Source organism: Clostridium sp. DSM 8431, from assembly GCF_900116755.1.
Lineage (GTDB): Bacteria > Bacillota > Clostridia > Clostridiales > Clostridiaceae > Clostridium.
In genome coordinates, this window is the sequence record NZ_FPBY01000006.1 from 13,613 (window position 1) to 37,020 (window position 23,408).

Annotated in this window: 20 protein-coding genes; 4 read left to right on the forward strand and 16 right to left on the reverse strand. The window is 28.5% G+C overall.

Going from position 1 to position 23,408, the window contains the following annotated elements; all coding sequences use genetic code 11:
• From BM384_RS01215 to BM384_RS01230, 4 genes are all read right to left on the reverse strand, one after another.
• Positions 1-1,227, reverse strand: coding sequence for a restriction endonuclease subunit S (locus BM384_RS01215; RefSeq protein ID WP_090009895.1), 1,227 nt, complete (start codon positions 1,225-1,227; stop codon positions 1-3).
• On the reverse strand, positions 1,196-3,772 hold the full coding sequence (locus BM384_RS01220; RefSeq protein ID WP_090009898.1) for a type I restriction-modification system subunit M: 2,577 nt from the start codon (positions 3,770-3,772) through the stop codon (positions 1,196-1,198). The genes BM384_RS01215 and BM384_RS01220 overlap by 32 nt, the downstream gene beginning before the upstream one ends.
• A gap of 134 nt (positions 3,773-3,906) precedes the next feature.
• A complete protein-coding gene (locus tag BM384_RS01225) occupies positions 3,907-4,431 on the reverse strand; it encodes an antirestriction protein ArdA (RefSeq protein WP_090009901.1) in 525 nt (174 codons plus the stop codon).
• 561 nt (positions 4,432-4,992) lie between these two features.
• Complete coding sequence (locus BM384_RS01230) at positions 4,993-6,285, reverse strand: ion channel (RefSeq protein WP_090009904.1); 1,293 nt, start codon at positions 6,283-6,285, stop codon at positions 4,993-4,995.
• A 377-nt stretch (positions 6,286-6,662) separates the two neighbouring features.
• On the opposite strand from BM384_RS01230, the gene BM384_RS01235 reads away from it, so the two are divergent.
• Genes BM384_RS01235 through bioA form a run of 3 tightly spaced genes read left to right on the forward strand, consistent with a single transcriptional unit; the run spans position 6,663 to position 9,148 of the window.
• Positions 6,663-7,226 (forward strand): biotin transporter BioY, encoded by a 564-nt coding sequence (locus tag BM384_RS01235; protein ID WP_090009910.1) that lies wholly within the window; start codon positions 6,663-6,665, stop codon positions 7,224-7,226.
• Positions 7,227-7,244: 18 nt separating this feature from the next.
• A complete protein-coding gene (gene bioD / locus BM384_RS01240) occupies positions 7,245-7,928 on the forward strand; it encodes a dethiobiotin synthase (RefSeq protein WP_090009913.1) in 684 nt (227 codons plus the stop codon).
• A gap of 14 nt (positions 7,929-7,942) precedes the next feature.
• Positions 7,943-9,148, forward strand: coding sequence for an adenosylmethionine--8-amino-7-oxononanoate transaminase (gene bioA / locus BM384_RS01245; RefSeq protein WP_090009916.1), 1,206 nt, complete (start codon positions 7,943-7,945; stop codon positions 9,146-9,148).
• Positions 9,149-9,332: 184 nt separating this feature from the next.
• On the opposite strand, the gene BM384_RS17880 is transcribed toward bioA, so the two are convergent.
• The 4 genes from BM384_RS17880 to BM384_RS01265 all read right to left on the reverse strand — a co-directional run bounded on the left by BM384_RS17880 (position 9,333) and on the right by BM384_RS01265 (position 13,588).
• Positions 9,333-9,548, reverse strand: a complete 216-nt coding sequence (locus BM384_RS17880; RefSeq protein WP_090009919.1) for a hypothetical protein — start codon at positions 9,546-9,548, stop codon at positions 9,333-9,335.
• A 196-nt stretch (positions 9,549-9,744) separates the two neighbouring features.
• Entirely contained in the window at positions 9,745-10,356 is a 612-nt protein-coding gene (locus tag BM384_RS01255; RefSeq protein WP_090009922.1) for a lactate utilization protein, read from the reverse strand.
• A gap of 40 nt (positions 10,357-10,396) precedes the next feature.
• Complete coding sequence (locus BM384_RS01260; protein WP_175537244.1) at positions 10,397-11,446, reverse strand: SGNH/GDSL hydrolase family protein; 1,050 nt, start codon at positions 11,444-11,446, stop codon at positions 10,397-10,399.
• Positions 11,447-11,713: 267 nt separating this feature from the next.
• Positions 11,714-13,588: a KGGVGR-motif variant AAA ATPase gene (locus BM384_RS01265; RefSeq protein ID WP_090009925.1), complete on the reverse strand. Its 1,875-nt coding sequence runs from the start codon at positions 13,586-13,588 to the stop codon at positions 11,714-11,716.
• Positions 13,589-14,048: 460 nt separating this feature from the next.
• Here BM384_RS01265 and BM384_RS01270 point away from each other — a divergent pair, with 460 nt between their 5' ends.
• A complete protein-coding gene (locus BM384_RS01270) occupies positions 14,049-15,824 on the forward strand; it encodes a leucine-rich repeat domain-containing protein (RefSeq protein WP_090009926.1) in 1,776 nt (591 codons plus the stop codon).
• Positions 15,825-15,885: 61 nt separating this feature from the next.
• Here BM384_RS01270 and BM384_RS01275 read toward each other — a convergent pair whose 3' ends face one another.
• The 8 genes from BM384_RS01275 to BM384_RS01310 all read right to left on the reverse strand — a co-directional run bounded on the left by BM384_RS01275 (position 15,886) and on the right by BM384_RS01310 (position 23,407).
• Positions 15,886-17,142 carry a 4Fe-4S dicluster domain-containing protein gene (locus BM384_RS01275; RefSeq protein ID WP_090009927.1) on the reverse strand — a complete coding sequence of 419 codons (1,257 nt, stop codon included), beginning with the start codon at positions 17,140-17,142 and terminating at the stop codon, positions 15,886-15,888.
• Between the two features lie 86 nt (positions 17,143-17,228).
• Positions 17,229-17,696: an IS1595 family transposase gene (locus tag BM384_RS01280; protein ID WP_242945922.1), complete on the reverse strand. Its 468-nt coding sequence runs from the start codon at positions 17,694-17,696 to the stop codon at positions 17,229-17,231.
• Positions 17,621-17,974, reverse strand: a complete 354-nt coding sequence (locus BM384_RS18095; protein ID WP_242945923.1) for a transposase-like zinc-binding domain-containing protein — start codon at positions 17,972-17,974, stop codon at positions 17,621-17,623. Before BM384_RS18095 ends, BM384_RS01280 begins: the two co-directional genes overlap by 76 nt.
• Positions 17,975-18,152: 178 nt before the next feature.
• Positions 18,153-18,461 (reverse strand): hypothetical protein, encoded by a 309-nt coding sequence (locus BM384_RS01285; protein ID WP_090009931.1) that lies wholly within the window; start codon positions 18,459-18,461, stop codon positions 18,153-18,155.
• Positions 18,462-18,848: 387 nt separating this feature from the next.
• Positions 18,849-20,372 carry a DUF2828 family protein gene (locus BM384_RS01295; protein WP_090009937.1) on the reverse strand — a complete coding sequence of 508 codons (1,524 nt, stop codon included), beginning with the start codon at positions 20,370-20,372 and terminating at the stop codon, positions 18,849-18,851.
• A gap of 160 nt (positions 20,373-20,532) precedes the next feature.
• The gene (locus tag BM384_RS01300) at positions 20,533-20,727 is read right to left on the reverse strand and encodes a hypothetical protein (RefSeq protein ID WP_090009939.1); all 195 of its coding nucleotides are present in this window, start codon (positions 20,725-20,727) and stop codon (positions 20,533-20,535) included.
• A gap of 8 nt (positions 20,728-20,735) precedes the next feature.
• Entirely contained in the window at positions 20,736-22,652 is a 1,917-nt protein-coding gene (locus tag BM384_RS01305) for an ABC-F family ATP-binding cassette domain-containing protein (protein WP_090009941.1), read from the reverse strand.
• A 140-nt stretch (positions 22,653-22,792) separates the two neighbouring features.
• A complete protein-coding gene (locus tag BM384_RS01310; protein WP_090009943.1) occupies positions 22,793-23,407 on the reverse strand; it encodes a hypothetical protein in 615 nt (204 codons plus the stop codon).
• Position 23,408: the final 1 nt, after the last annotated feature.

The following is a 23,408-nucleotide window of genomic DNA, read 5'->3' on the forward strand; positions in this document are numbered from 1 at the left end:
CTATATAAACATCTCATTTAAGTAGGATTTTTTTATGGCTTGGAGTTTTTCTATTTTGCGTTGCTGTATGTCTATGAAATTATTAAGTCTATCTAAAAAGTTTGCAATCTTATTTTGTTCTTCAATAGAAGGTGCAATAATATTCATATCAGATATCATCTCTAATCTAACAGAATCTACAGATGTTTTAGCAGTCATAGCCATAACTCTATCGTAAAAATGATTAGAAAAATAATGATAAAAGTACCTTCCTAATACTCCTTTATCAAACCCAAACATTCTGTAAACACGCTGATGTAAATCATATTTTCCATTAACATAATGAAAAACCTTTCCTGTACCAACACCATCGCCAACAGTAAGGACTGCTTCTTCATCATAAAGATACTTATTACTTCTTTCTATAATTGGCGAACGTACATAAAATGGATACATACCATCAACTATTTTATCTTGTGTATTACTCATTCCTGTTGATATTCCACATATATCTTTTACTTTATAATCTTTCCACTCCTCATTAAACCCAGCAAATCTTAATTTAGGTTTACATTCTCCATCAGAGGGAAACATCTGTGTAAGATATGCTTTTTTTAATGCTTTTAATTTTTCTAGTTTATGTTGATTAAGATTAATTATTCTGTCTAAACTATTAAAATATTCACCAATTTTTTGTTGTTCATTAATTTTTCCAGTGATCTTAACTCCTATTTGTTCTATTTCCCCTAAATAAATACCCGGCTGTGCAGATATCGTTTTTCTATTATCTAATTCCTTTTGAAAATACTTTGTTTCGATAGTATACTTTAAAAAAATATTGTTTAATTCACGTGTTGGTCTTAAAAAAGCAACACTTCTTTGAAATGTTAATTTATCAATTCTTGATAATATTGCAGTATCTCCTATAGTACCTACAATAGTCATTAAAATATCTCCCACTTTTAATTTAAAGTTAGTATGTATTCTTTCATAATCCTTAAATGAAATTTTTCTATCACTTTCATCTATATTTACACATCCATTTTTAATATTTTTTGCACTTAAAAGATAAACTCCATTTCTAACATCTTTATAAGTACCATGTGTACCATCTTTAAGTAATGAAAGAACATCTCTTAGTTTATGCTGCTCCCACTCTCCATCATTCAAAAACTCCCTAAACCTTCTCCTTGGTACCCTTCTCTCATCCTTCATCTTACTCCACCACCAATTCATGTCTAAGTTCATTAAACTCTTTCATTAAAGCCTCTATCTCACTATCAATATCACTTAATGTATCCTTATAACGTTCCTTAAGCATCTCAATAATATGAATTTCTTCCTTTAGTGGCACTTTAACTAAATCTACTATTTGCTCTACTATACTTCCAAACCATTTCTTATAGATAAGCATGTCCACTTCTTCATCAGTAAGCTTAAGTATTCTTTCTTGAACCTCTTCCTTAAGTTCTTTTTCATCATTCTTTATAGATTTATTAAGAGAAGATTTTTTACTTAATAAATTATCAACCTTTTTAAGAAGCTTATATTCAAAACTTGTCTTATCTGCTTTCTTAAGTTCACTTTTTAAGGCTTTAGAATCAAAAGAATCCCCCACTTCATCATTTTCATTCTTTTTAAGAACATTAAATAAAGCATTATTTTCATCACTATCCTCAACCTTTGCACTTTCAACAAGGTCTGAAAGGCTACTATCTATATCTAAAACCTCTTCCTTCTTATCTTCAATTGCCCTAATTTCATCAGCATAAAGTTCACTTGCTATTAATTCATTAGGTACAATTCTTCCTACATATCCATCCTGCTCTTCTCTCTTCTTATTTCCTGAACCCTTTGTTATCATGTTAGGTTGACGTTTGCGACCTGCCCTATAAAATCCTTCATTTGCAATGATTTCTGTATCACGCATTAAGTAATTTTTCCAAATCTCTGCAATTACCTGATATCCATTATAAGCATCAATAAATTCATAGCCTCTTAGCATTTCCTTTATATCTTCAAGCATTTCTTCCATAAGATTTGTCAAATCAGAATCCTTATTAATTTCTCTTAAATCATTCCAGTACTTTTCTATATACTTTTCTGTTTTCTCCTTAATTTCTTCAGAGATTGTCTTAATTTTTTCATCCTTTAAAATCTCATTAGTTAATTCATCTATACTAACCTTAAACTCCACATAGCCTGGTCTAATTTCCTTTAAGTTTTTATCTAAAACATCCTTTGCAAGGCTTTGTAATATATATAAATCCTCAATATTTCTTTTTGGTATTCCTCCAAGCATATGGGCATCTACATCATGGCTTATTTCTGAATCTATGCTTTCAACATATCTTGGAATATTTAAATTGTAATCATTTTTTCTTATATCTTCTCTGCTAGCTAATGTGCTGTAGCCTTTTATTTCTTTTCTGCTTACATAAACATCAACTATTTTAGCAATATCTTTCTCCTGTAATTCATTTTGTTTTCCTACCTTAATAAAGCTTTTTGATGCATCAATAATAAGAACTGGGGCATCAATTTCTCTATTTTTCTTAAGAATTATAATTACAACTGGAATACCTGTGTTTGTAAAAAGATTGCTTGGAAGTCCTATTACTGCATCAATATTTCCTTTATCTAAAAGCTTCTGTCTTATTTCACCTTCAGCTGAGCCTCTAAATAAAACACCATGGGGAAGCACAATTCCCATAGTTCCCTCTGGACTTAAGTGATATAGACCATGAAGTAAAAAGGCAAAGTCTCCCTTTGAATCTGGTGGAAGAGTTCCTGCAATTTCAAAACGAGGATCACTAACCTTTAAGCTTGACTTATTCCAACCACTCACAGAATATGGTGGATTCATAACTATTCCATCAAAGAGAACAGCTTCATTTGGTTTTGCTGGATCTTCTGGCCAGTCTGGACCTAAAGTATCACCATTTTTTATTGTCATTTTTTCAGGGCGCACCCCATGAAGTAATAAATTCATACGAGTTAAGTTATATGTAGTTGTATTCTTTTCCTGACCATAATATTTAAGTTCCTTTTGAGACTCTTTATCTAAATGTCTACTTACTGTTAATAAAAGAGACCCTGAACCTACTGTTGGATCATAAATTGATTTTATATTTGATGATTTAGAAACTATCTGCGCAATAACTTCACTTACTTGATGGGGAGTATAGAATTCTCCAGCCTTCTTTCCTGATTCCATGGCAAACTGTCCAATTAAATATTCATAGGCATCACCTAAAACATCACCTTTTTGAAGAGATACCATGTTTAAATCTGCAAATAATAGTATAAGTGATTTAATGTTCTTGTTTCTTTCATTTAAGTTGCTTCCAAGAGCTGTATTAGTTAAATCAAGAGTTGAACTTGAAAATAATCCTTCAAAATCATCTGCCTCTTTTGATGCTGCTATTGTTCTTTCAAAATTATTTAAACTATCAATAACCTTTTGAACTTCAAAATTACCAGTATAAATATCCTTAACCCATGTTTGATAAAGATATTTAGGTGCTACAGCATATCCTAATGCATCTTGAATTGCTTCTTCTAGGTCTTTTCCATATTCATCATGAAGTTCTAAATAAGCTTTAAGTAATTCTTCTTCATTTAAATAGTCATTTTGTGTTGTCTTTTTAAATTCATCTAAAGTTTTATCACTTAAAAACTTATAAAACATTAATCCAAGCATATAGTCTTTATAACGACTAGCATCCATGGAACCTCTAAGTTCATTTGCTCCATTCCATAGCCTTCTTTTTATTTCTTCTGATGTTATCATTCTCTTTTCCCCACATTTCCAAAGCAGTACTCTGCTATAAAATTTATGTATTTATATATACCTTCATATACTTACATATAATTCTATATTATCATTTTATTGTATTATCTTACAATAAATTTATTTTAGCAATTTTATACATTTCTAACTGCTATGGTTTCATCCTCATCTATATTAAAATTTTCTTTTAAATCTTCTCCAAACCTTTTCAAATCAAAATATCTTGCTAAGGTTTCTTTATCTATATTAATTACATCACCATAAATCTGATCTATATAACTTAAAGCTAGATTAACATCTATATTTGATTCACTACTATTTAAATTAATTATTAATCTATTATCTTTTTCATCTATGGCCTTATCTAAAGTGCAATTTTCATTTTTCATAATTGTACTGCATATTTTAATTTCCTCTTCATCCATATCATAAAGTTCTTCTGCTATATAATTAAGTTCATCTATGTCTGAATACTTCTTTATAAAAGTTCCAGGAAATTCACATTCATAATCAAAAATAAAATACTCTAAGTCCTCATCAGTCACATCTATATTCCTTAATACCTCTTGAATTTCGCTATCTTTAGCAGGAAGTTCTAGCCATGCTCCTATAAGCTGCCCCTCATTATACTTTCTTAAGTTTGCTAAAAATATTTTCATGCTACTTCATGCCTCTCTTTAAAATATTTTCAAATATATTATTCCTCATCTGTAATATTTTATTATTTTTTATTTGCTTCTTTAAAATAAAGTATGTGACATAACATTTTTTAATTTTGTTATCTCTTTAAAAGGTTCTAAAATCAAAAAAATACCCTATACAAACTTAAAGCTTGTACAAGGCATTAATAATTATTTATATTCCCTAGGAACCTCATTATTAGTTTCATATATTTTAATAAAACCTCACCCCAATTATTATTTTTCTCTAAACGTAATTTTAAAACAATATAAATATATTTGTTTTTTTCACAATATTGACACAATTCCCCTATATAATAAAAGCATAACGTAAATAAATCATTTTTATTCCCTTAAATGATAATTTTAAAAAAGACTTCTTTCCCCTTATTTAAGAAGTCTTTTTTAATGCAAAGAAAATATAAATTTTTTTGATGTTAGACACTGATTTTGACTGGCTTTCTCATATGGAAGTTGTCAAGGCCGCAAAAGAAAGCTGCTTCCTGCACTGAAAAGCGTGATGTCAGCCACTTTGTTCCTTTATCTTATTAATTTCTTAATAACTATTGATGTAAATATTGCTACAAACAATATTCCAAATAATATTTGTATAGTGCATAAAAAGGTGGTAACTCCATTCAATGGCGTTATGTTTCCATAGCCTACTGTAGAAAATGTAACTATGCTAAAATGCACACAAGTTCCAAAATCCTTAGCTATTTCTCCTAAGTTCAAAGTTTCTCCTCTAAAGGATGCATAATTAATATTACTTGAATCAGCTAATTGTAACCCTGAGAACATATAGCATATAGCAAAAAATATTATAATAAAGGCAAACCAAAAAACAAATCTACCAATCTTTTGTCCAAAACCACATATAATCCAGCTTATTCTATCCCATATCTGCATATAGATATTCTTTTTTGCAATCATATGATACTTTTGATATTGGTATTTATACTCGTCTAAATAATCTATATCTGAATTTTTAATCTTTAGACAATTTATTAATGTATAATACATGGTAGCTAACTCCTCTGCTACTTCTCTACGCTTTTTCTCATCAACCTTTCTATTCCTATACTTCATTAAATCTATATATGTACTTTTATTAAATTCACTTTCTCCATATTGTCCATAAAACTCTAATTCAGCATTAATCATATTTATAATTCCAGTTCCTGATATATCACTGTCATTAAATACTGCAGAGTGAAATTCACATCTTTTAAATACACCTTCATTAACACTGCAATTATTAAAGGATGTTAATACTAAAGCGCAAGACTCCCAAATAGAATTATCTAATAAACAATCTTTAAACTTTACATTTGCAAGATCACACTTTAAAAATTCTGTTGATATAATTTTAGTTTCAAGTTCTCCATTTTTATCTGTATCAATATCTATAGTTTTAAATGAACAATTTTCAAAAATAGTCTTAAGACCTCTAGTTTGGCACCTTTCAAATTTACATCCCCAAAATCTACAATTAACAAATTTGATATTTTGAAATATGCAGTGAGTAAAATTTACATACCAAAAAGTTCCCTGTATTACATACAGCTCCTCTTCATCTATAACAGCCCTTTCTCCTATACATGTATTTCTAAAATCCACAAAATAATATTCTCCGCAATTTAATTTTATTGCATCCTTTAGTGCCTCTGTATTATCTTCCTCTAATGTGCAAAACTGCACCATTTTATAATTTTCTTCACTGGGCTTTTGAAGGTTTTCTTCTATTTTTATTTTTACTTCCCTTGTATTTTTCTTATATATTTCAATTAATTCTTCATACCTTTTGTTTTCTTTTTTATAATTAATGCTCAAAGCTTACTTCCACCTTCTATTCTCTCTTAAGTCCCTTATACTTAATCTATACCCTTAGTATTTACTTTTTTATTGTACTTTTATGTTTTTTTAGGTTAACCTTACGTCTAAAGCTTTTAATTAAATTATTTTTGTCACAATAATGACACAATATCTCTATATAATAAGTTTGTAAAGCAAAGTAAATAAATCATTATTATTCCCCAAAATAATAATTTTAAAAAAGACTTCTTTCCCCTCATTTAAGAAGTCTTTTTTTATTAACCAAAAGCATAACTCAAATCTTAATTGTTAACCCATCTTACAAAATCAGTTGACATTTCAATTCCATATATGTTATAAAAAATGTATATTGTAAAATTAAGGAGCTGAATCAAATGAATGTAAAAACAAAAGATCTAATAGATATTTCAATCTTTACTGCACTAATAGCTATTGGAGCTTTTATAAAAATACCAGTTCCAGTCTGTCCCTTTACTCTTCAGCTTTTATTCACTACTTTAGCTGGAATAATATTAGGTGCAAAAAAAGGAGCTATAAGTGTTTTATGTTATATAATTATTGGCCTTATTGGCGTACCTATTTTTGTATCAGGAGGAGGTCTTCTTTATATTTTTCAGCCTACCTTTGGTTATCTTTCAGGCTTTGCTTTAGGTAGCTTTGTAACTGGATGTATTGCTAACAGTTCAAACCTTCCATCCTTTAAAAGACTTATCTTAGCTAACTTCATAGGTTTAGCCATAGTATATACCCTAGGCATGTTATATTATTGGTTTATTATGACTTTCTATGTTGGTTCAGGTATAGGAATCTTTACACTTTTTCTTTATTGCTTTATCTTAGCAGTTCCTGGAGACATTGCTCTTTGCATTCTTGCAGCAGTTTTAGGGAAAAGATTACTTCCAGTATTAAAAAGAAATAATATAGGCTTTAATGCTTAAAATGAAGGAGAAATTAAAATGAGTAAAAATTTATTTATTACAGGTACAGGAACAGATGTAGGTAAAACCTTTATCTCTGCACTTATTATAAAAAAACTTTATGAAAATGGATTTAATGCTGGCTATTTTAAGGCTGCTATGAGTGGAAATATTAGAGATAATAAGGAAAATCTAATTCCTGGTGATGCAAAATTTGTAAAAGAAGTATCGGGTATATCTGAATCTCTTAAAGATATGTGTCCATATGTTTATGAAAATGCTGTTTCTCCTCACTTAGCTTCAAGAATAGAAAGACAGCCAATAAAAATGGACATTATAAAAGAAAAATTTAATAAGGTATGTGAAAAGTATGATTATGTAACTATGGAAGGCAGTGGTGGTATTATATGTCCTATATCCTTTGATAAAGAAAAGATCATGCTTGAAGATATTATTAGAGAATTAAATTTATCATGCTTAATTGTTGCAGATGCAGGACTTGGTACTATTAATGATGTGGTTTTAACTATTGAATATATGAAAAGCAAAGGGATAAATGTAAAAGGCATAATCTTTAATCATTATCATGAAGGTAATGTTATGGAAGAGGACAACCTTAAAATGTGTGAATACTTAACTAATTTAAAGGTAATAGCCTGCGTTAAAGACTCTGATACTAAAATTAATATTGATGCTGACACTTTAGCATCTTTGTATGAATAAGGAGGAAAAATATTATGATATGGTACCCTTATGAACAAATGAAAACTATGAAAGCACCTATAAAAATTGTAGCTGCAAAAGGTGTTTATCTTATTACAGAAGATAATAAAAAATTAATTGATTCCATTTCTTCCTGGTGGAGCGTTATTCATGGCTATAATCACCCTGCATTAAATGAAGCTTTAACAAATCAGGTAAGTCACTTTTCTCATGTTATGCTAGGAGGATTAACCCATGACCCCGCACTGAAATTATCTAAAAAACTTAGAGAATGGCTTCCTTGTGATTTAGACTACTGCTTCTTTTCTGATTCTGGAAGTGTTGCTGTAGAAGTTGCTTTAAAAATGGCTCTTCAATATAACACTAACAGGGGTAGCAATAGAAATTTAATTTTAGCTCTTGAACATGCTTATCATGGTGATACTTTTAAGGCTATGGAAGTTGGAGATGATGAAGATTACCACTTTGCCTTTGGTAATGACAATGAAAAGAAAAAAGGAGTTATACATATCCCTACAGAAATTCCTGCTTTAGAAGAAACTTTTAAAAACTATGGAGAAAAACTTTCTTGCTTTATAGTTGAACCTTTGTTGCAGGGCGCTGGAGGCATGAGAATGTACAGTCTTTCCTTTTTAAAGCGTGCTAGAGAATTATGTGATGAATATGATGTTTTATTTATATTTGATGAGGTAGCTACTGGCTTTGGAAGAACTGGTTACAGATTTGTAGCTGATATTGTTACTCCTGATATTTTAGTTCTTGGTAAAGCCTTAACTGGAGGTTATATTGGACATGCTGTAACAATAGCTAATCATAAAGTATTTAATGGTTTCTATAGTGATGATAAAACTCACGCCCTTATGCATGGCCCAACCTTTATGGGAAATGCTTTAGCTTGCAGCGTTGCTCTTAAGTCTATTGAATTATTTGAAGAAGAAAATTATATTCATAAGATAAAGAAAATCACTGAAATAATGGAAAGAGAAATGAAGGGTTTTAATCATCCACACATTAAGGAAATAAGAATTATGGGTGGATGTATATGTATTGAAGTTTTTGATAGTAAAACCTTAGAAGGCTTTAAAGAATTTGCTTATGATAAAGGAGTTTTTTCAAGACCATTTTTAAATTACATGTATGCTATGGTGCCTTATATAATTAAGGAAGAGGAACTTATTAAAATTTTAAATACTATGAAAGAATGGTTTGCTTTAATTTAACAATAAGATCAGTATCTAAATTTATCTTGATACTGATCTTGTTTTTAATATGTAGGAATTTTTAGCTCTCTCTAGTATTTCTTATAAATAATCTATGCATAACAATCATTACCCCAAGTACTAAAAATAAGAATACAGGCAATAAAGCCACTTAAATTGTAATTTTATACTCATTTTATACTCATTATATACTCCTTCTTATTCCAATATTTTTTACTTTTTCAATTACAATATCATTATTAGCAGTACTATATACCAATTGTCCATTTTTACATTTCGTAAACTCTTTCATTGCTTCATGACCATCTTTAATGGCCTTTATTACTGCAACATCATCAACATATTTATATTTATCATCTTCATGATATTCAACAATTTCAAAAAGAATATGCCTTTTTATATATTCTTAATCAACTAGCCTTTATTTATCTTTTTTTACTTTTTAACATCTCAGCTTTCAATAGACTAAAATACCACAATTATTAGTTTTTCATATTATATACAAACAGTTTACTCTTTATTTTGATCTTAATATTATATATAAAAGAAGCTTATCCTAGAGTTATACCTAGTCTAAGCTTCTTTAAAACTATTTATTACATTCCAAGTCTTTCACCAATTAAGACAATTTCCATTTCCATAGACTTCATAGGTCTTTCAATAGTTAAAAATCCTCTACATATTCTCTCTGGACTGTTGCAGTCATAACACTTGTCCCCTTTAATAGCACAAGGTGTTTTTACTTTTAATCTATAAGCGTTTTGAGGAGCTGCTACATTTCTTGCTCTCCACATTGCCTTTTCAAAGTTTGGTTCTACCTTGTTTTTACCTATAAGAAAGTAAGTTTTTTCATGACCATAACATGTAGATGCTAATCTATTTCCTGTTCCATCTATGTTAATTAAACTTCCTTCTTCAGAAATAGCATTAACTGAAGCTAAGTAAATATCAGCTTTAGCTGCTAAGTCTCTAGCTCCTTTAAGACCTTCTTTTTCTTTAAGCTCTTTGTCCCAATGCCAGAAAACTTTATTATTTTCCTTTAACGCTTCTCCAAGGCCCATTTCCTTTACAGTTTCTGAACCACCAATTCCTACAGTTTTATTTTTTACATTTGAAAGTATATATTTAGCTGCTTCTTCTTTAGTATCAAAGTAAACTGCTTTAAACCCTCTTTTTTCTAAGTTTTTAAGTAATTTATCTTTATCCATTTTTTCATCTCCTAATTAAACTAAATCAAAAATAATTATATCATATTTTTTCTATAAGTTTAATTAGTTTTTCTGCCATCCTTTCATGGGTCTTAGCTGATGGATGTTCATGAGTACCAATTCCATCTTCTTTATTTTGCACATCAAAACTCATAAAAAATACTTTTCCATCATCATTATCCCTCTTAAACTTTTGAACCTGTCTTGAAATTTCAGGGCATAACTCCTGTCCCATAGCACCTAATGTACATATAATTTTAGCCTTCTTATTGTGCTCTCTAAGATAAGTTAAAAACTTATAATAACCTTCCCCAAACTCTTGTATTCTCGCCTTTATATCTCTAGTATAAGTTGCATCATTAGTACCAAGATTTATTATAATAATATCTGCTTCAAATCTTTTGTTATCCCATACTTCAGGTTTCTTTATATTTAAATTATTACTCATACCAAGGTCAGTATATTTATAAACCCTAGGCATAAGCCAGTCTGTATTTTTAGTATCATCTATATCCTTATCTATTGAAGAGGTTATAATTCCCTTAGAGCTGTAGCTTATAAGGTTGAAATCTGCCGAAAAATGCTCTGCCACTTTATATCCATAGGTTTTTACTATATTTTCTTCTGCTGTAGTAAAATAATCTATAGCTATATCTCCCTCTATACCATATCCGCAGGTGATTGAATCTCCTATTATCTCTATTTTCTTTAAAGCTTCATTTGTTTTATAAGGTCCCTCTTCACTATCTATAGTAATTGATTTTATTCCTGCATTTCCAAAGGATGCTTCTGAAAGTTTCAAAAGCTTAAGCTTAATCCTTTCTGTTTTTTCTCCCTTATATAATGTATAAATATCCTCTTTCTTATCTAAAGAAAATCTTTTATAAAATTTATCATTAATAAAAACAGCCATCCAAGCTCTAAATTGCTCTTCCCCTTCTGCTCCATTTGTACATATATCTACTTTAGCTTCTTTTCCTACAAACTCAAATTCTATAGCTGAAGCTGAATAATTTAAATATCTAACATTATCTATGTATAAAGTTCTTCCCATTACCTTTACATTATTATCATCTAATAAAAACTTCATATTCTCCCTCCACTTTTTAAAAACCATTTTATTACATATATTTTAAAATATTCTTCCTCTTTTGTATACTCAAAAATTTATACTAGAAGCTTATTCTAATATTACATTTAATTTATTAGTATTTAATACCTAGGTGCTACGCAAAATATTACTGCATCAAAAACAAATGAGCTGTAATTTTAAAATTGCAAAACTCATTCCTCCCCCTCGCTAATAGTAAAAAAAGACTGCTAAAATTAGCTTTAAGCTACTTTTAGCAGTACTTTTTTATCTATAAGATACTCTTTCCATGGCTGTATTAAGTTTTGTTTTTGTAAGTATACTACTCTTTTTATTAGAATTTTTCTTTTCTAGAGCAGCACATTCTTGAATGATATCTAAAATTCCCTTTCTACTTAATAATTTACGTTTTTTGATAGAATTTACAAACCATTCATCAAATTTCATATTTACTCCATCCTCCATTACTGACATAGGGAAGAATAAATCTGTTTTAACCTTTGAGTAAATATCAATTCTAAATAAAAGCTTTAGTACATCATTTACCTTATCTATTATATCTTGCTTTTTGTATAAATCAGCCCATGAAATATCTAAGGTATTTTCTTTAAATTCATTCACAAAATCAGTATTATTTTTATATTTTCTATCATTTAAAATTAGCTTAAATTGATATTTATTATTTCTATTTAAAACATTAAACACCAAGAATAGCATTCTAAATAATACACTGCTTTTAGTTTTTGAAACACCACAATTACTTTCAAGAAAGGTAACAAATTCTACAAGTTCATTTATATTAATACATATAAACTTATCCTCTTCACTTTCTTTAGAGCCCAAAATTTCACCAAAGTAAGTTGAAGCATTTATTATCCTTCCTTTAGTTGAACTACTCTTATAATAGAAGTCCATAAAATACTTACTTAAAGTATTTTCTATATCAGTAGCTCTATTAACACCTAAACTTTCATCAATACTAAGAAGAGCTAAGGACAATATAGATAAACAGAACACATCTAAAAACTCTTCTGAAGAACAATGTTTTTCCACAATCTTTTTCATATACTTATTATAAAATTTAAAATTTAAAACTTTTTTATTTTGGAAACTATTCTCTATCATATCCTTTAGGTTTATTCCATCATCAATAACAATAGCATAATTATTATTTTTAAGAACTCTTATTTCATCTGGAGTTAAAACCTTACCAAATTTTTTTCTAGATGATAAATTATCTAATAATGTCTCTACATCACCTTTATGTTCTTCTATCCACTTCTCATTTTTTCTTTTAACTGCATTTTCAGAAATAAGCTGCTCTAAAGCAGAATATTTATTAAGTTTAGCTTCTATTGGAAGAATTGGACTCATTATTATAGCTTGATCATAACTAATACTTATATAATTTTGCTTTTTATTTACTTTACCTAAATATTTTAATGCTTCCTTTCCTGCTGCTTCTGATGTATCTACCTTTGAAAAGACTAATGAAACTTCATTTTCTAATTTAAGTAATTCTTGCATAAGATTTATTCCCTTAACATTTTCAATATCAGGATAAGCAAACATTATTATTTCATCTGAAATTTCAGCTACAGATAAGCCTGCCCACTTATTTATTCCACATCTAGTATCTATAAACACATAATCAAGATTATATACTTCAGTTAAATCATTAATAAGTTGTATTATATATTTATTACCACTTATTTTATTTTCCTGAATAGCAAAAAGCATTCTTACATATTCAGTATCTGCTCTTCCAGCTCCAACTAAATATACCTCTCCATTCATCTTATATGAGATTCTTACTGCTAAAGAGTCCATCTCCATTTTCTTATCTTTTTCATTGTTTTTATTAGCATTAAAGTACTTGTTAAAAATATATTTAACAAATCCTCCTTCCATTCTTTTAATTTGTCCAAACACTTCACTAAGACCTGGGGAGTCTATATCCATATCAATAATTGCAACTCTCTTTCCCTTCCTTCCTAGTAAGTATGCTGTCTGTACAAGAGAAGTTGTCTTTCCTACTCCACTTTTATATGAATGAAAAGATATTATTTGAGCCTTTTTCTTTTCTCTTAGCTCATCTATTTTTTCCATTTTACTCTTTTCCATCTTACCTTTATCTATCATGTTACTTCCCCCTATATCTCAACGCCTTGTCTTTATTTCCTTATTTTACATAATAATCCTATTTTTAATTATACCCTCAAATGTAATAGTTGTCACCATTTTATTACATTTATGATATAAAAAAGCACACACTTTTGTCACATATTTGTCACAATAGAAGCATATAATTTAAACATATTAAAAATAATAAATAGGTTATACGACATAAAAATAGTTATTAGATTACTTCTAATAACTATTTTTTTCTTCTTTAAACTCTAAAAAAGTGAAATAATTTCAAAGAACATACCATATAAATAGTAAATATAAGATGACTCAACTCCTTTTATTTGCTTTTTTTTAACATTATACTATGACAAAATTAGGTAATTTTAGGAGGGATTATCTTTCTTAATACAAACAATAAAATTTTTTAGTACTGATATTCCAAGGAATAAAGGTACACGGTGGGGGTTAAAATATGAAAAATTCAACAAAAATGCTTTCAGTTATGTTATCTGGACTTTTATTAACTTCAGTATTACCATCAATGAAAGCTTCAGCAGAAGTAGTTACTTTTAATTCAGAAATTATTTCTAATGTACAAAACAGTTCTAATCTTATTAAAGATGAAAATTTAAGAGCAGCAATTCTTGGAGATATGGGGAAATCTTCTGATTATGTTCTTACTAAAGAAGACTTAGCAAATATTATTTGTATCCATGCAACAGGAAGAAACATATCAACACTTGAAGGAATTGAATATTGTAAGAGTTTACAGGAACTTGAGATAAATCGTAACAATATCACTGATTTATCTCCTATTTCAAATCTACAAAGCTTAACTAAACTATACGCAGAGGGTAATAAGATTGATAATCTTTCACCACTAAGTAAATTAACATCTTTATATGAATTAAATTTATCTGGAAATGATATTAGTGATCTTACAGGTTTAAGTGGTTTAACTAAGTTAGAATATTTGTATCTAAATACAAATAAAATTTCTGATGTATCACCTTTAGCTAATTTAAAATCTTTAAAAATCATTCAAGCAGCTAAAAATATGATATCTGATTTATCATCTCTTAAAGACTTAACTCAAATAAATTTTGCTGCTTTTGCACATCAAACTATAAATGTAAAGGCTGAAAAGGTAGGTTATAAAATTAATATTAAAAATCCAATAGTAGATACACAAAATAATGCCGTAACTACTATTTGGAACTTACCTGAAAGAGGAGTATATGATAAAAATTCAAATACTGCTACTTGGGAAGACATTGATCCAAGTGAAAAACCTGTATTTTATGATTTTGCCTTATCAAATGGAAATATATGTTTTGAAGGAAGAGTTAATTGCACTAAAATCAGCGATTATATTATTGATGAAAATGTCTTAATTCCAGATGAAAACTTAAGGGCATCTATTAAAGAAACTTTAGGGAAAGGCCAAGATTACACTATAACAAGAAATGATTTAGAAAAAATAACTCATTTAATTGCAGAGAATAGACAAATTCAAAATATTAAAGGGCTTGAATATTGTACTAGTCTTGAATTCCTTGTTTTAGCAAATAATAATATTTCTGATCTTTCACCATTAAAGGATTTAAAGAAAAACCTTCAATGGATAAATGTAGATACTAATAATGTAGCAGATATTTCACCTTTATCAACTGTTAATAATTTGAAAACGTTTTTTGCACCTAACAATAAAATATCTGATCTTTCTTCACTTAAGGACTTAAAAAATATTGAACAGCTATTTGTATACGGAAATAATTTATCTGATTGTTCACCAGTTCAAAATTTAACCACTTTAAAGAGATTAAGTCTTGCTTACAATAATATTTCAGATATTTCTCCAATTAGAAATCTAACAAACTTAGAATATTTATTCTTAAATAACAATACAATTTCTGATATTTCTGCTCTTTCTAATTTTAAGAATCTTACACACTTAAGTTTAGACATAAATCAAATATCTAATATAGAAGCAATAAAGGACTCAACTAAAATTGTTAATTTAAATATTAATAACAATAATATAGAAGATTTATCACCACTTGCTGAGTTTAAGGATATGGAAGCTCTATGGGCTGCCAACAACAATATTTCAGATGTTTCTTCATTAAAAGAATTAGATAGTCTAAACACATTATGGCTTTTTGGAAATAAAATTAGTGATTTTTCTCCTATTGAATCTTTACCTAATTTGACATCACTAGAAAACTACTCACAACACTTAGACTAATAACTTTAAAAAAAGAAGTGGTTATTCTAAAATATTTAGAATGCCACTTCTCTCTTTATCACTAATCAAATTTACTTATAAGTTTGTCTAAATAGACTGACTTCATTTGCTTACTTGCCATGGCCTTCTTTACTGGAGATAACTTTAAAATTGCAGAAAGCACAGCTGCTAATGCTCTATGACTTGCTAAGGCTCTATTATCAAAAATTAAATTCTGAAGCTGTCCCTTTTCAATTGCTTGAAGTACTATTCTATGAGATGTATTAGCTGGAGTTATTATTTCCTTATCCCTCTTTTTTAATAATATAGCTTTTTTAGGGCAGTTTCTTGCACATATCCCGCATCCAAGACATATCTCTTCATCAACCTCAGCTTTTTTTGTTTCAAGATTAATCTTAATAGCTTCAATTGGACATACCTTTTCACATTTTCTGCATCCAAGACAGCTATCTTCTACTACTGAAGGTAAAAGGGACGTAGTCTCTATAGGATTTAAATAACCAAACTTTTTAACTGCCTGCATTCCTTCACAACAGCATGAACAGCAATTACATAAAAATAAAGATCCACTTCTAACATTTTCTGCACACTGTACAAGATTATATTCATAACACATACTTAATATTTCTAAGGCTTCTGACTTTTCTATTTTTCTTCCATAGCCCCTTCTCTCTAAGGATGCTGCTGCATTTCCAAAGGTTAAGCATGTTTCCATAGGTGCATAACAGTCATAACCTAAATGATGCATTTTATGACGACAATAACATAGGCTTACTGTTATATTCTTTGCCGTATTAATTACATTAGTAGCTCTTTCATAATCCATTATTTCAAGCTGATTTTGTCTTTCAAGCACTGGCTCTTGAACTAAGACTCTACCAAATCTTGTTTCCGTACCTAAGAATAAATCTTTTATAAAATCTTCTTCCACGTTTAAATATTGATGATATAATTCTGATAAAGTTTTTACATCAATATCTCCCCTTGTTCTCATTAATGAAAATTCAAAAAATCCTACCATTGGAGGTGGAAGACAATATCTTTTTACCTTTTCATGTTCTATATCGAAGAGAACAGCCTTTGCTGTTAAGCCCTCAAGAATCTTTTCTGCTTCCTTTTCACTAAGCTTCCATGTTCTAGCTGCAGTTTTAGCTGTAAAGGCTCTTATAGGAAGTTGTGATACAAGTCTTGCTTCTTTTTCTGTAAATAATATACTTAATATCTTATAAAGTGTTTCTGATAGCGGTGCTCCTTGAGGAAACTGATTAATTCTTTCTGTTAAGCTTTTATATGCTTCTTTCCCTGCCATATGAGACATAACGAATCACCCTTTCTTTTCTTTAGTATATATATTTTACCATATTTTTAAAATAGTTGTATTTTAAAATAAAGTGATAAGTAAAACTAGCTATTCAAATATAGGTGGACGTCCTTTAAAGTTCGTACTAAAATAAGAATGTTCTCCTTTTTTGAAAATATAAATTTGAAAATAGCTAGATAATTTGCTAAATATTTTGTTGACACTCCTCTATACACAGCTATAAATCTCTTTAAGTTGCTATGAAGGCTGTTTATTTTTTGAATATTATATTGTTTAAAGCTATGAAGTCCTTTAGGAATAGCTATATGACTTATTTTACAAAAGGATGATAATATCTTATAACTAAAAAGACTGTCTGTTACAAGTAAACTTTTTGGTTTTATAATCTTACCAATACTTCTTATAAGATCATTTGATGATGGCTTACCCATAGCTATTGGAGCAATAAATAAATTATTAATACTATCTAACGCAGTTAAAACACATACTTTTTCTTTATATATCCCTCTATATCTTGATTCACCGCCTCTTTTATGTGCTTTTCTCGGCATAACAAATCCATCTTTAGAGTGATTTCCCTTAAAGGATTCTTGAAAGAAAGTTTCATCACACAAGCTTTACATAAATACCTTTGAGTTTCTTTATTCTTACCATTTTTAACTATGTATTTATTTTTACAATAAGGGCAAATTAATTCTGTTGTTTCTTTATTATTGGAAACATTAATTAAAATGCTTATATCTATTAATAAGTTTCTTTTAGCTGCATTACTTAAAAGCCTTATATTTTCTAGAATTTTAAAATAGTTTTCTAAGCACAAATCAATCACTTCCGAGTATCATTTGTTTAAATACTTGCCTATTTTTATCACTTTTATTCACAATACAGCCTTTTAAATTAATATTGCAGCCAAGAAAAAAAACTAGGTGGAACCTAGTTTAGAAAAATATATTTTCAAAAAACTTAATGAATTTCAGCTTAAGTTTAAAGTTAGTATTCTAAATTTTTTAATACTCTTCCTTTAAGTTCTTAAGCCTTAATTTACACCATTCTTTTTCATCTTCTGAAAAAACTTGTGAATATTTTTCATTAATAACTATTGACTCAATAGATAAATCAAGTCTGTTATTTTTCCTTAATACTTCAAATTCAAAGCTTCCTCCTTCTCTGAATATAAGTCTTTTAACTACTTCTGAAGGTTTAGCTCCACTATTTATCATTTCTAAATATTTTACTGGTCTAAAGCTAATTTGTCTCTCTGCTTCCTTATATAAATTTACTATGTCTATATATATCTCCTTTTCTAAGTCAATCATATCTTGATTCTCCTTAAAAATAAGTTACCTGCTACAATATATGATATACATATACTAAAGATTCTAAACATAAGAAAAAAATAGCAGACAGAAATAATTTAATTTCTGTCTGCTATAGAAGAATTATAAGAAAGCATTATTTTCTTATAATTTCTTTACACTTTATTTTATCAATTTCTTTAGATAGCATAGAACCTGACAAAACCTTATCTTTCAAAAAATTGTTTTTAAATTTTGGAGTAGCTTTCTTATTTTTATTTCTCAATTTTAAAAAAACAAAAATAAGAAAAATGCCTATTATAAGCAAAAAAATTTCATACATTAGCACTGCCTCCAAATATATTTTACTACTATTATGTGCAGTAAAAATAAAAATATGCATATAAATTAATCTGCATCAACAACCTGTTTATATCTATCATTATTAATTACATCTTCTAACATGCTTACCGATGTAACTCTTTCTCCATTAATAAAGAATTTAAAGATTTCATCTGAATATCCAAAGGCATATTGAAAGCCCTTTCCATCCTCTAAAACTTTAGCATTCTTATTTTCTCCATCTATTCTCCAGAAGGCTAAACTTGGAACTTCATAACCACTTTTTGCCCACTTTGTTTTAATTAATTTATATTCACTATCACTTAAAAAACGTTCCTTTATATCTTTTCTATTTCTATTAGAAAGTACACAATTACTATCAAAAATAAATAAAATTCTCTTGGGAATTTTCTCTCTATTTAACCCATTTTTAATTGCTGCATATAACACTATATCAAGCATAGATTCAATATTGATTTCTTCAGCTATGCATGCTTTTGCTGTTTCATTTATTCTATCTATTAAATCCTCACTCTTTATCCTTTTAAGATTAGGATGAGGTGTATTTACAAGAATGTAATTTTTAAACTTATCCTTATTCTTATCTACTAGATATAAAGCTGTACTGACTCCTGCTGAAAATACTGCTTCCTTATTTTTATTATATATATTTTTCTTTGTAAGGGCTGTACACACTAAAGTATCGCCATTATTTTCAACATTATAATCTGGAATACTATTCCACTTTTCTATAAACTTTCTTCTTTCATCATTATTACGTCCATTACATATTCCATTAATAATTTCATAAGGATAAAGTTCTTTTGTTTCCTTAACCTTTTTAATATTTTCCTCTTCAAGAACTTTTACATATTCAAGGAACCTTTTTTTATCATGCTTTATAAAAGCTTTTTTATATCTTCTTATAGTATTGTAGTTAAGATTTCCATACTTAATAGTTTTCCAATTGTTACTACTCATATCTTGTTCTACAATATTAACTCTTTTCCTAAGAAGAGTTAGTAAGTTTCTATATTCCTTTGATGAAAGATCCATTGCAATTCTTGTTTTTCTTGCAAGATCCTTTGATTCTTTTGATGATGCATTTTCTGACTTTAGCCACTTACACATATTAGAGGGTACATCTGCTTTTAAATCAAGACTTATTTGTTTTCTTATAAGCCCAATAGCTGCCCCTTGAAGATATGTATCAAAAAGACTATATAAATCATCCCATCTTCCATAGACAGGTATTAAATGTATATTTGAAGCTAAATATGAACTATTCATTGAACCCAAATGCTTAATTATAACCCTGAAAACTCTTCTCTCTCCCAATCCCTTTTCCTTATCTCTAAGGTAAAATAATAACTTCATAGCTTGAATAGGATTTTCATTATATGCATCCATGAAAGTATTAATAATTACCTCATCTTTTTCATAACGCAAAAATCCAGCCTTAGCATAAAAATTAATTAGACAGTCTTCTTTTGCTTCCTCGCTTAATGAATATTCTTCTAAATCCTCAAATAATTTAGAATCTGAATTAATCAATTCTTCCTTAAGAGAATTTAAAAAACCTAAATCCATATGTAACTCCTCCTAATTCATTAACATATAAACAAGACACCTTGCTGACTTATAATAGCTGTAGGTGTCTTTAACAAGATACTCTGGTAGTTTAAACGCTGTTGGTATCTTTTAATGTATATGTTATACCTATTAATTATATTACATTTTTATATTTATGTTAATGACTTTTTTTAATTTCTTTCATTCTTACTATTAAATTAGATTCAATATACTCTGATTTTGAAAATCCTTTTCTAAAATATCTTATCTGTTTAAACTTTTGTCCCTGCATTTCAAAATCTAAAACATCTATTCTGTCACCTTTAAAAATAATAGGTTCTCTTTTGCCTTTTACTTGCACATGTAATTCCATTTTTTCACCTACTGTTTATTTTTATATTCTTCTATTTCTTTTGCAAGATTTTCAAGATAGTCATATCTTTCATATCTAAATAAAAGATCTTCTTCTAGCTTTTCTTTTTCTTCCATAAGCTCTTGAAGTTTACCATAAGAAGAAGCATTCTTATTCATCTCATCTTCTATCTCAGCTATTCTTGTTTCAAGCTTTTCTATAATCTCTGGAGTTTCCTTATATTCTTTTTGTTCTTTAAATGTAAATTTAGGTCTCTTATCTCTTTCTCTTGTTCTTTCTTTTACTTCCTTTTTATCTTCTTTCTTTCCTTCTTTTTCAGCACCTATCTTTTCTACTTCCTTAGAAATAAGATAATCACTGTAATTACCGTTATAAGGCTTTATAAGACCATTTCCTTCATAAGAGAATATCTTATTACATATTCTATCTAAGAAATATCTATCATGAGATACTACAACTACAACTCCCACAAAGCTGTCTAAAAAGTCTTCTAAAATAGTAAGGGTATTAATATCAAGATCATTTGTTGGCTCATCTAATAAAAGCACATTAGGAGCTTCCATAAGAACTCTTAAAAGATGAAGTCTTCTTCTTTCTCCTCCTGATAATTTTTCTATTTTAGTGTACTGCATTGTCCCATCAAATAGGAATTTTTCACACATAGTACTTGCTGTAATCTTTGTGCCATCGGAAACTGGTATATATTCTCCGCCTTCTCTAACATAATCAATTACTCTCATACTTGTATCTATATCTCTATCATCTTGTGAGAAACATCCAATTTTCACTGTTTCCCCCACTTCTATTTCTCCTGAGTCTGGCATAAGTTTCCCTCTAAGCATATTTATAAGGGTAGACTTACCTGCACCATTTGGTCCTATAATTCCTATTCTATCTTCCTTTGTAAATATATAATTAAAATCTTTTATTAAAGTTCTATTATCAAAAGACTTAGATATATTGTCTATTTCTATAATCTTTTTACCAAGTCTAGTACCAACAAAATTCATTTCTACATCTGTTTGAGGTTTAACATATTCTCTATTAACTAAATCCTCAAATCTTTGTAATCTAGCTTTTTGTTTAGTTGTTCTAGCTTTAGCTCCTCTTTTTACCCACTTTAATTCTTTTCTTATTAAAGATTGTCTTTTAGCCTCTTCAGATTCTTCTCTTTCCACTCTTTCCATTTTCTTTTCTAAAAACTTAGTATAGTTTCCATCATATGTATAAAGATTACCTCTATCAAGTTCAATAGTTCTATTAGATACTCTATCTAAGAAATATCTATCATGGGTAATCATAAGAAGAGCACCCTTTCTTGAATTTAAAAAGTCTTCAAGCCACTCAATAGAGTCTGAATCTAAGTGGTTTGTTGGTTCATCTAAAATAAGAAGCTCACATGGAGTTATAAGAGCTGATGCAAGGGCAACTCTTTTTCTTTGGCCGCCTGATAAATTTTTCATTTTTTCTTCGTAATTAGTTATGCCAAGTTTATTTAAAATTATTTTAGCTTCACTTTCAAGTTCCCATAAATTTAGTGCATCTATTTCTCCTTGAATCTTTAAAAGTTTATTATTAAGCTCTTCACTACTTTCATGAGTCATCTTTTCTAATATTTTTTCATATTCCATAAGAAGCTTGATTTCTCTAGTTTCTCCTCTAAAGATTTGTTCAATTACAGTTGCATCTTCTTTAATATCTGGATTTTGAGATAAATATTCTATTCTCACATTTTTATTTTTAACTCTATTGCCCTCAAAAAATTCATCTTTTCCAGCTGCTATTTTTAAAAGCGTTGACTTTCCAGCACCATTTATACCTATAATACCTATTTTATCTCCTTCATTAATACCAAGAGATATGTTTTTTAATAATACTTTTTCACTGTAACTTTTACTTACATTTTCTAACGTAACTAAATTCATATGGTTTAATTACTCCTTTTAAATTTCTTATATATCTATATCAAGTCTTATAGTACCATATATATATTTTTTCTTCAATTTACACAAAGTAAAGGAGCCCTTATTAATACTTTTTAAGCATAACAAAAACTCCTTTAAGCTTATATTCCTCCAAATAATTCCTTTTTCTTCAAACCATTTTTCTTCAAAGTGCTTCTCCATAATCTTTCTACTAAAAATTTATATATAAATCTAGGTAGTATTGGAGATATAAAGCTATTTTCACAGCCCCTTTCATTTAAAATATCATTAGCTATAAGTCTTAATGACATCTTCATATCCTTAGTAAGCTTTGAATTTTCATCTAACTTAGTATATAATGGTCCTCCTCCAATGCCTATTCCTTCTTGCCATATAAAGCCTGTTTTATTGCACCAACATTCTATATTTTTCAAGGCTATATCACACTGATCTCCTTCAAAAAATCCGCAGTTACATATGGCATAAACCTTTATATCTTTGTTTATATTTTCTTTCTCAATTTGAGATAAGCAGGAAATTAAGTGAGAAGGTAATGTATCAACATAAAGTGGAAAGGCAATTAATAAAATATCCATATCTTTTATTATTTCAATATCACTATCTTGAGGTTTGGACTTTTCAAAATGAAGTTCAAATATTTCTTCTGTATTTAAAAATTCTTTTATCTCTTTTAGTATATAGTCAGAAAAGCTTTTGGAAACTTTTGGACTTGCATTGATAACACAAATTTTCATA

Bases quoted from the DNA above. Each gene is read 5' to 3' on its own strand.
- BM384_RS01215 (WP_090009895.1), bottom strand. From the start codon at position 1,227: ATGAACTTAGACATGAATTGGTGGTGGAGTAAGATGAAGGATGAGAGA.
- BM384_RS01220 (WP_090009898.1), bottom strand. From the start codon at position 3,772: ATGATAACATCAGAAGAAATAAAAAGAAGGCTATGGAATGGAGCAAAT.
- BM384_RS01225 (WP_090009901.1), bottom strand. From the start codon at position 4,431: ATGAAAATATTTTTAGCAAACTTAAGAAAGTATAATGAGGGGCAGCTT.
- BM384_RS01235 (WP_090009910.1), top strand. From the start codon at position 6,663: ATGAATGTAAAAACAAAAGATCTAATAGATATTTCAATCTTTACTGCA.
- bioD (WP_090009913.1), top strand. From the start codon at position 7,245: ATGAGTAAAAATTTATTTATTACAGGTACAGGAACAGATGTAGGTAAA.
- bioA (WP_090009916.1), top strand. From the start codon at position 7,943: ATGATATGGTACCCTTATGAACAAATGAAAACTATGAAAGCACCTATA.
- BM384_RS01255 (WP_090009922.1), bottom strand. From the start codon at position 10,356: ATGGATAAAGATAAATTACTTAAAAACTTAGAAAAAAGAGGGTTTAAA.
- BM384_RS01260 (WP_175537244.1), bottom strand. From the start codon at position 11,446: ATGAAGTTTTTATTAGATGATAATAATGTAAAGGTAATGGGAAGAACT.
- BM384_RS01265 (WP_090009925.1), bottom strand. From the start codon at position 13,588: ATGATAGATAAAGGTAAGATGGAAAAGAGTAAAATGGAAAAAATAGAT.
- BM384_RS01270 (WP_090009926.1), top strand. From the start codon at position 14,049: ATGAAAAATTCAACAAAAATGCTTTCAGTTATGTTATCTGGACTTTTA.
- BM384_RS01275 (WP_090009927.1), bottom strand. From the start codon at position 17,142: ATGTCTCATATGGCAGGGAAAGAAGCATATAAAAGCTTAACAGAAAGA.
- BM384_RS01280 (WP_242945922.1), bottom strand. From the start codon at position 17,696: ATGCCGAGAAAAGCACATAAAAGAGGCGGTGAATCAAGATATAGAGGG.
- BM384_RS01285 (WP_090009931.1), bottom strand. From the start codon at position 18,461: ATGATTGACTTAGAAAAGGAGATATATATAGACATAGTAAATTTATAT.
- BM384_RS01295 (WP_090009937.1), bottom strand. From the start codon at position 20,372: ATGGATTTAGGTTTTTTAAATTCTCTTAAGGAAGAATTGATTAATTCA.
- BM384_RS01300 (WP_090009939.1), bottom strand. From the start codon at position 20,727: ATGGAATTACATGTGCAAGTAAAAGGCAAAAGAGAACCTATTATTTTT.
- BM384_RS01305 (WP_090009941.1), bottom strand. From the start codon at position 22,652: ATGAATTTAGTTACGTTAGAAAATGTAAGTAAAAGTTACAGTGAAAAA.
- BM384_RS01310 (WP_090009943.1), bottom strand. From the start codon at position 23,407: ATGAAAATTTGTGTTATCAATGCAAGTCCAAAAGTTTCCAAAAGCTTT.